Source organism: Chryseobacterium sp. MHB01, assembly GCF_034651565.1.
Lineage (GTDB): Bacteria > Bacteroidota > Bacteroidia > Flavobacteriales > Weeksellaceae > Chryseobacterium > Chryseobacterium nepalense.
The window spans coordinates 1-8,406 of record NZ_JAYEDA010000032.1 but is presented as its reverse complement, the minus strand read 5'-3'; the positions used below and the strand labels follow the sequence as shown (position 1 = coordinate 8,406).

At 37.8% G+C, this 8,406-nt stretch carries 7 protein-coding genes and 1 pseudogene; 4 read left to right on the top strand and 4 right to left on the bottom strand.

What is annotated here, in order from left to right; all coding sequences use genetic code 11:
• Window positions 1-447: 447 nt before the first annotated feature.
• Window positions 448-843, top strand: a complete 396-nt coding sequence (locus U9K52_RS21025; protein ID WP_322927997.1) for a hypothetical protein — start codon at window positions 448-450, stop codon at window positions 841-843.
• Between the two features lie 99 nt (window positions 844-942).
• Here the strand turns inward: U9K52_RS21025 and U9K52_RS21020 are convergent, their stop codons facing one another.
• Window positions 943-1,620, bottom strand: coding sequence for a YceI family protein (locus U9K52_RS21020; RefSeq protein ID WP_263602876.1), 678 nt, complete (start codon window positions 1,618-1,620; stop codon window positions 943-945).
• A 272-nt stretch (window positions 1,621-1,892) separates the two neighbouring features.
• Between U9K52_RS21020 and U9K52_RS21015 the strand changes: the two genes are divergently transcribed.
• The 3 genes from U9K52_RS21015 to U9K52_RS21005 all read left to right on the top strand — a co-directional run bounded on the left by U9K52_RS21015 (window position 1,893) and on the right by U9K52_RS21005 (window position 7,271).
• Window positions 1,893-4,295: a hypothetical protein gene (locus U9K52_RS21015; RefSeq protein ID WP_322927996.1), complete on the top strand. Its 2,403-nt coding sequence runs from the start codon at window positions 1,893-1,895 to the stop codon at window positions 4,293-4,295.
• Between the two features lie 261 nt (window positions 4,296-4,556).
• Complete coding sequence (locus U9K52_RS21010) at window positions 4,557-6,680, top strand: Tex family protein (protein ID WP_263602874.1); 2,124 nt, start codon at window positions 4,557-4,559, stop codon at window positions 6,678-6,680.
• Window positions 6,681-6,686: 6 nt separating this feature from the next.
• The gene (locus U9K52_RS21005) at window positions 6,687-7,271 is read left to right on the top strand and encodes an RDD family protein (protein ID WP_263602873.1); all 585 of its coding nucleotides are present in this window, start codon (window positions 6,687-6,689) and stop codon (window positions 7,269-7,271) included.
• 35 nt (window positions 7,272-7,306) lie between these two features.
• Here U9K52_RS21005 and U9K52_RS21000 read toward each other — a convergent pair whose 3' ends face one another.
• From U9K52_RS21000 to U9K52_RS21410, 3 genes and pseudogenes are all read right to left on the bottom strand, one after another.
• A complete protein-coding gene (locus U9K52_RS21000) occupies window positions 7,307-7,483 on the bottom strand; it encodes a histone H1 (RefSeq protein ID WP_027381692.1) in 177 nt (58 codons plus the stop codon).
• A gap of 259 nt (window positions 7,484-7,742) precedes the next feature.
• Complete coding sequence (locus U9K52_RS20995) at window positions 7,743-8,231, bottom strand: MaoC family dehydratase (protein WP_248393756.1); 489 nt, start codon at window positions 8,229-8,231, stop codon at window positions 7,743-7,745.
• Window positions 8,232-8,288: 57 nt separating this feature from the next.
• Window positions 8,289-8,406, bottom strand: a pseudogene (locus tag U9K52_RS21410) (alpha/beta hydrolase); the annotation flags it as partial.

The window sequence follows — 8,406 nt, the reverse complement described above, 5'->3', positions numbered from 1 at the left end:
CCCCCCCGCTGGCGCGAGCGTCTCGCTCGTGCCGGTAACATAATAAGAACCCACCGCATTGCGGTGGGTTTTCATAACACTTCTTATCTTACCGTGCCGATGGGACAAAAGCGCAGAAGATCTTTGGCTCCGCGACGACAGATTACCTTGACGGATTTCAGTATGAAAACGAGAAGCTGAAATTTTTCCCGACAGCAGAAGGGTTTTATAATGCGGAAAGAGGAGAATATGTATACAACTACACAGATCATCTGGGTAATGTAAGGCTGAACTACAATGCAGCAGATGGCGGAGGAATCGCTGTTTTGGAAGAAAGCAATTATTATCCTTTTGGGTTGAAGCACGAAGAGCTCTTCAAATCTCACTAATATTTATTCTTAATTCCATTCAAGAGAATTACTTAAATTTATCATATCTTCCATTAATGAGACATACATTTCAATTACCATGAAGCAGTACCTGTTAATATTTTTTGTCATTTTACTTTCTTGCACAGAAAAAAACTCTTTAGCTGAGAGAAAAATCAGGGTCTCTCAATTGATTGAACCTAAAGATTATATTTATGTTGAATTACTAACTTACTATTCATCTTCAAATAAGAAAGACTCAAATTTTTATATTGTAAAAAATATTCATACTAATGATACGATATATGTCGTTGACAAGAATAGTTCTGCGGTAGCTGATTTTATAAAAAATTATGATGGAATAGAAAATACTGGATTAGTTTTACAAAAAGGAAAATCAGATAGTAAAAAAGAATATTTTATATCTATTCCATCAGATTATCATATTAATAGTAAACCGTTGTATTTAGGAGAACTGATAAGGATAATTGATTGAAATAATTCTTCAATTTCTCAAATTACCATCTGCCGGTATCTTAAGCCAACAAAAAAGCTGCCTTTTCAGGCAGCTTCAATGATTTTATAGCTAACAATATTATTTCTTCGCTTTTACATCTACAGCGATCTCAATGTCCTTGCTGATCATCCATTCTGCAGGATCGGCTTCGGAAGTACCGAACTTGATCCCCCAGTCTGCCCTGTTTACCGTAAACTTAGCCTGAATAGAAGCCGAAGTTTCCGTTACATCCACTTTTGCAGGGAATGTTACGTTCATCGTTTTTCCGGATAACGTAAGATTTCCGCTTACTGTTTTATTGGCCCCTGCAACTGCATCTGCAGAAGCATTCTTAAGATCGGTTACACTGGTAATTTTGAAATCTGAAGTAGGGTTTTTCGCAGTATCAAAGAAATCAGGGTTTTTAAGGTGTGCTTCAAGATCTGCAGGTTTCTTGTCTTTTTCCGTTACGGAAGCAGGATCTACCTTGATTGAATTCATATCAATCACAAAGCTTCCCGCAGCAAGCTGTCCGCCTTCAATGCTCAGATCTCCGGATTTGATGTTGAGCGTCCCCCAACGCGGAGCCATACCCCCTTTGTGGAAAGCTTTCCAGTTTACTACAGAAGCAGCCGTATCAACAGCCAGTACCTCTCCTTTACTTTCAGCTACCGTCTGTTCCTGTGATGTTGCCGCATTTTCAGCAGATTTTTCTTTCGTACATGAAGCAGCAAAAAGACCTACTCCCACAAGAGCAATTACACTCAGTTTTTTCATATTATCAATTGTTTTAAAAGTTTATTACTGATGATCCGAAATGGTATTTCCGGTTTTGATTTTTCAAAAATAGAGAACTTCTTGATGACATCACTTACCATACATCAAGAAATCTCACGGTACCACAGTATTCAGTTGATGAATATAATAAAAATCTGTTTAATACAGCGCTGTGTTTTAATAATATCTTAATCCTGATTACCGTTTTTCTATTGTTTCATCATTTCTAATCATGTAAATTTGCGCACTAATTCCAAATGAAATTCAGATCTATGACAAAAAAAATTATTTTCCTATTAAGTATTTTCATGGCTTTCTGCAGTTTACACGCGCAGGGCAGAGCAGAAAAAGCGATAACCACATTCTTTGAAAAATATCCCCAGGAAAAAATACACCTGGTTTTCAATAAAAACAGCTTTGTTGCCGGAGAAAATCTATGGCTGAAGTCTTTTGTTTTCAATGGATATGACCTCTCATCTATTTCCACATCTATGTTCGTGGAATTGTATGACAGCAATAAAACCCAGATCAGTAAAAAAATTCTCCCTCTTCTTAACGGACAGGGCAGCGGAAGCTTCGCTTTACCCGAAAACCTGAAAGAAGGAGTGTATTATATTAGAGCCTACACCACCTGGATGTCCAATTTCAGTGAAGATTTTCAGGCATTGCGGCAAATTGTTGTATACAATCCATCATCTCCCGAGAAAGTAGTTTTAAATGATACTTCAGAATGGACTGCTTCTGTTTTTCCGGAGAGCGGAACATTGGTAGAGGGCATCAATACAAAATGTGCAGTTCGGTTACAGTCAAAAGGCATCACCCCATCCGAATGGAGCGGTTATGTAGTAGATGCAGCCAAACCTGATGTAAAAATAAGCTCTTTTAAAGGCTTTGATCAAAACGTAGGTGCCTTTTCATTAACCCCGAAAGCGGGAGTACAATACCAGTTGATCATAAATGATTCTAAAGGAAACAGAAAGGTTGTTGATTTGCCTGCTGTTTCCGATTCGGGGATAAACCTTCAGGTTTCAACCGGAAATGAAGCGGTAAAGTTTTCTTTAAAATCTAAAAACACAGCATCAGGAACTTCATATACCGTAATCGGTACCATCAACAATCAGTTGGTTTTTAAAGTTAATTCTGATAAAATTTTTGAAAAGAACTTTTCAATTCCCGCACAGCAGCTTGTTAACGGAATTCTTCAGCTCACCGTGTTCGATGATAAAGAAAATATTGTAGCCCAAAGACTTACTTTTGTTCAGCCGGGATTATTAAATATTAAAAAACCGGAAATCAAATCTGTAGCGTTCAATGAAGCTTCAAGAGCTTCAAATGCTTTCAGTATCGCTCCGAATGAAAACAACGATGCTTATACGGTACTTGTAATGGACGGAAGCCTGGAAAGTTCTGAGGATGAAAACAGCCTCTTGAGTACGTTATGGCTTACCGGGGATATTCCTTCTAAAATATATGCACCGGCTCAATACTTCACGCCAAACCGTAATCCTGAAGCGTTGGATGCTCTTCTGATATCAGAAAAATGGAAAAGATTCGACTGGCGTAGCATCATGTCGGGTACGTTCCCAATCATCAGTTATCAGCCGCAGCCCTATATTTCGTATAAAGGAAAAGTGACGGTACAGGGAAGACCTGCCTCGAATGCGGAATTAAATCTTTTATTCGAAATGCCGCAAGGCGGAACAAATCTGTCTCAGATAAAAACGGATGATAAAGGATTTTTTACCCTAAAAGGACTGATCTTTGAAGATGCCATTAAATTCTCTTATCAGCTGAATGATCCTAAAATCCCAAAGGAGCAGGTACAGGTGATTTTCCAGCCGGATTATTCATTTGTTACTTTGAAAAAAGCATTGCCGGAAAGCAATTATCATCTTGTACCACGTGAAAATAATGAGCAGCCGACTGAAGCGGTAAAGAGATATATGGCAACAAAAAATACGCAGAGCAATATTGATGAAAAAGCAACGCTTATTGAAGAAGTACGATTAAAAGCCAAGAAAAAAGATAAAACAAAAGAGCTTAATGATAAATTAAGCAGCCCGTTATTCAGAAGTATGAATGAAACGGTTTTTGATTTTGTAAATGATGACAACTCAGCACAGGGATACATGAATATTTTGCAGTGGCTTCAGGGAAGAGTTGCCGGACTGACCATAGAATCCAATATGGGAAACTATATTCCAAAATTAAGAGGAGCTAACATCAATATTTATCTGGATGAAATGAAAATTGATGCCTCACAGATCAATTCAGTACCCATCTCTGATATTGCGATGGTAAAAGTCATCAAAGATTATTTTGCCGGCGGATCCGGAGGAAGCAGCGGGGGCATTGCCATCTATACCAAACGTGGCGGAATAACCGGTTCTTTAAGTGATTCCGCAACTTCTACAAAATTAAAAAAGTCCGTTATGAATGGCTTCGATAAAGAAGCTCCTTTTGTCAGCCCCGATTATAATGACCGTGGATTTAAAAACATCTCTCAGGATCTGCGGACCACCCTGTACTGGAGTCCTTATGTAGAAACAAACACAAACGAATCAGCAAGGATACAGTTCTTTAATAATGATGAGGCTAAAAATTTTAAAATAATCATTATGGGATTCGATACCAAAGACTATGTTCCCATCTACTATAATGAAATTGTTCAATAAAACTAAATGAAAACAGTACCACTCGTACTGTTTTTATATTTTATAATAGTCTTAAAATAATTCAGGACATCCGGGAAAAATCAAAGATTTTTTTAAACTTATGTATTCTTAAATTTGTGCAAAAATTATCCTTACATCTAGTGTGACTATGTGTTTTAAAAGCTTTTGCAACCTTTGTGATTATATAAACTTTAAGCATCCTTTTTACAATACATTCCTCTTTTATAAAAAAGTCTGTATTTTAGCCGCTTAAATTTTAAAATGAACGCCACACGTTATATACAGCAGATTCTTGATATTCCGGAAAAAAATATTGTCCCTACCCTTCAGCTGTTGGCCGAAGACTGTACCATTCCTTTTATTGCCCGGTACCGGAAAGACAAAACAGGAAATCTGGACGAAACACAGATTGAACAGATCTCAAAGATCAGCAAACAGTTTGAAGAGATTGTCAAAAGAAAAGAGACCATCCTGAAATCTGTAGAGGAGCAAAATGCCCTTACCCCAGAATTAAAACAAAGAATTGAAGAAAGCTTCAACCTGCAGGAGCTTGAAGATTTATATCTTCCGTTTAAGAAAAGAAAAAAAACCAAAGCCGATGCTGCAAAGGAAAAAGGTCTTGAACCTTTAGCTAAAATGATCATGAGCCAGAAAGCCCAGGACCTGCAGTCTCTGGCTTCAAGATACCTCAACGAGAAAGTCGGGACCGAAGAAGAAGCACTTCAGGGAGCGAGAGATATCATGGCTGAATGGATCAACGAAAACATGTATGTCCGCAAAAACCTGAGAAGGATCTTCCAGAGAAAAGCTGTGATTACCTCGAAAGTTGTAAAGGCAAAGCAGGAAGAAGAAGATGCTAAAAAATTCTCACAATATTTTGAGTGGGAAGAAAACCTCAGCAGAACTCCCTCCCATCGTCTCCTGGCCATGTTGCGTGCAGAGTCTGAAGGCTATGTAAAAACAAATGTGGGAATTGATAAAGATGAAGCGATTGAATTTATAGAAAATGCAATTATTAAATCCAATAACGAAACAGCGGAACAGATTGCGCTGGCTATAAAAGACAGCTACAAACGCTTGCTGGAACCTGCCATTTCAAATGAAACACTGCAGGAAGCCAAAGAAAAGGCAGATAAAAAAGCCATCGAAATTTTCTCTGAAAACCTCACACAGCTGCTGCTTGCCCCTCCACTGGGAGAAAAGAGAATTCTTGCCATCGACCCGGGTTACAAAAGCGGATGCAAAGTCGTTTGCCTGGATGAAAAAGGCGATCTTTTGCATAATGAAACCATTTATCCTCACGCACCACAAAATGAATCCGGCATGGCTATGAAGAAAATACGGTCTATGGTAAATGCTTATAATATTGATGCAATCTCCATAGGAAACGGAACTGCCAGCCGCGAAACGGAATTTTTCATCAAAAAAATTGCTTTCGACAAACCGTTACAGGTTTTTGTAGTTTCCGAGGCAGGAGCATCCGTATATTCTGCCAGTAAAATTGCAAGAGAAGAATTTCCATCGTATGATGTCACCGTTCGTGGTGCAATATCCATCGGAAGAAGATTATCGGATCCTTTGGCAGAGCTCGTGAAAATAGATCCTAAATCCATCGGCGTAGGGCAATATCAGCATGATGTAGACCAGACCCAACTGAAAAATGAGCTGGATTCTACTGTGATGAAGTGCGTCAACGCAGTGGGGATCAATCTTAATACGGCCAGCAAATCATTGCTGAGCTATGTCTCCGGGATCGGTGAAAAAATGGCGGAAAATATTGTAAATTTCCGTGCCGAAAATGGCGCTTTTGAAGACCGTAAACAACTGAAAAAGGTTCCGAGACTGGGCGAAAAAGCTTTTCAGCAGGCCGCTGCGTTTGTAAGGATCAGCAATCCGAAAAATCCTTTGGATAATTCTGCCGTACATCCTGAAGCATACGGAATTGTAGAAAAAATGGCAAAAGATTTAGGCATCAAAACGCATGAACTCATTGCCAGTAAAGAAAAAATCGCACAGATTACACCTGAAAAATATATCACAGACGATGTCGGAATTTTAAGCATTAAAGATATTTTAAAAGAGCTTGAAAAACCGGGACTGGATCCAAGAAAAGCAGCAAAGGTTTTTGAATTTGATCCGAATGTGAAGAAAATTACGGATCTGAAAATCGGGATGATTCTTCCCGGAATTGTTAATAACATTACAGCTTTCGGGTGTTTTGTAGATCTGGGAATAAAAGAGAGCGGACTGGTACATATTTCCCAGTTGAAGGACGGATTTGTATCTGATGTGAATGAAGTGGTAAAACTACACCAGCACGTTCAGGTAAAAGTAACGGATATAGATGAAGTCAGAAAAAGAATACAGCTGAGTATGATCTTATAAATTATTGTGAAAATATCAGAAATTAAAGAGCGAAAAGTGATTCACAGGCCGACTTTTGATTTTGACAGGTACGGCAAAAGGATCTATCATGCCTACGAGTATTATCTGCCTTATAATCCCGGTTTTAAAGGAAATGAAACCCAGAGATTATTTGCCAAATGGATTGATATGGCTTTATTTTCTGCACTTTTCTATTATTTGTTTCATGAAAATATCCTGATAAGTATCGGGTTGTCTATTCCGGCCGTTATCATTTCGGGGTCAACAACCGAAACGTATTTCGGCACAACATTAGGAAAAAAAATATTCAGGATGAAAGTGATTGATGATGAAGGAAATTACCCTGTTTTTCTTCACTCCTTAAAAAGAAATCTCCTGTGTCTTGCGAATTTATTTCCTCTTTTTACGGAATATAGTTCAAAAACCGCTGCAATGGGTAGAAGAACAGGAATACAGATGAATTTCCGCATGCATCTCAATAATAAAATCTGTACCACTTATATAGTTAAAGAAAGTAAGATGATGGAAATAAAAAGTATACTGGATGCAGAGCATCCTAAACATAACGGACTGATCGACTCCGATAACTGATAAAACAAAGCCGGCTAATTCAGCCGGCTTCATTATTATTTTTTAGATTCTTCAACAGAAACTTTTCTGAAATCCTTGAAAAGTTTGCTTAGTTCTAAAGCTGCTTTACGAGCTCTGGTACCAGCTGCTTTGTTTCCTTTTTCTGCCTGTTGGTTTGCTTCAGTTGTAAAAGCTTCAAATTCCGCGTTGATTTTTTCAATTAATTCTTTCATTATTTTTAAAATTTAGGCTGCAAATATATGTTTTATGGCAATTCCAGCCTAATAGAGAAGAAAAAAAATAGAATAATTAACCAAATTTAATCTTTTCCTTGTGGTTTCAATTTATTTTTTAAATAAAATCTTATCTTTTAATGTTTTTTGTTCGGCATCCAAACACATATCTTTTACATTTATGAAATGAAACTTAATCCTAAAAAAAAGTCTTTAAAAATTAATTTAAAGACTTCATTCATTTTACTTTTTCTGAAATTTATCTCCTCAGCAGATATTTGTGCTGTCCCTGAAGTACAAGTTCCGATTTCTGATTATAAACGGTCACTTCAGTCGTTACTACTCCCAGGTCACCTTTTGGTTCCAGATTGGTAATCATCAGTGAAGAATATAAAGTATCTCCGGAATGCACTTCTTTCAGAAATCTGCATGACTGTTCTAAAAAACTGACGAAAACATTCCCGAAATAATGCGGCAACAGCGTAGCTCCCGGTGCAGTAAAGGCTAAAACCTGTAATCCGTGTACTACCGGCGCCTCATGGCCGTACCTCTTTGCATATTCCTTATCGTAGTGAATAGGATGATTGTCGCAGGATACTGTCTGAAAAGCAGAAGCATGTGCATCCGTAAGTGTTCTGCTTGGAGCTCTGAAAACCTCTCCTATTTTCAACTCGTCGAAACCTCTTTGCGGGACAATAGAAAAATCTTCAGGATTAAAAACAGGTGATTCGGCATTTGAATTTTCCATAAAATTAATTTGGCGTTAAGAGTAAATATTAGCTTTCACCAATAAATATTCTAAAGTTTATGCTGTGATAAAATCCAAAAGATCTTTGTTAATAGTTTCATGCTCGGTAGTTGGCATTCCGTGAGGGAAACCGGGATAGGTGATCAGTTTTCCGTTCTTTAATAATTTAATGGAC

What these genes read in the sequence shown, in the direction of transcription:
- U9K52_RS21025 (WP_322927997.1), top strand. Translation starts at nt 448, where the DNA reads ATGAAGCAGTACCTGTTAATATTTTTTGTCATTTTACTTTCTTGCACA.
- U9K52_RS21020 (WP_263602876.1), bottom strand. Translation starts at nt 1,620, where the DNA reads ATGAAAAAACTGAGTGTAATTGCTCTTGTGGGAGTAGGTCTTTTTGCT.
- U9K52_RS21015 (WP_322927996.1), top strand. Translation starts at nt 1,893, where the DNA reads ATGACAAAAAAAATTATTTTCCTATTAAGTATTTTCATGGCTTTCTGC.
- U9K52_RS21010 (WP_263602874.1), top strand. Translation starts at nt 4,557, where the DNA reads ATGAACGCCACACGTTATATACAGCAGATTCTTGATATTCCGGAAAAA.
- U9K52_RS21000 (WP_027381692.1), bottom strand. Translation starts at nt 7,483, where the DNA reads ATGAAAGAATTAATTGAAAAAATCAACGCGGAATTTGAAGCTTTTACA.
- U9K52_RS20995 (WP_248393756.1), bottom strand. Translation starts at nt 8,231, where the DNA reads ATGGAAAATTCAAATGCCGAATCACCTGTTTTTAATCCTGAAGATTTT.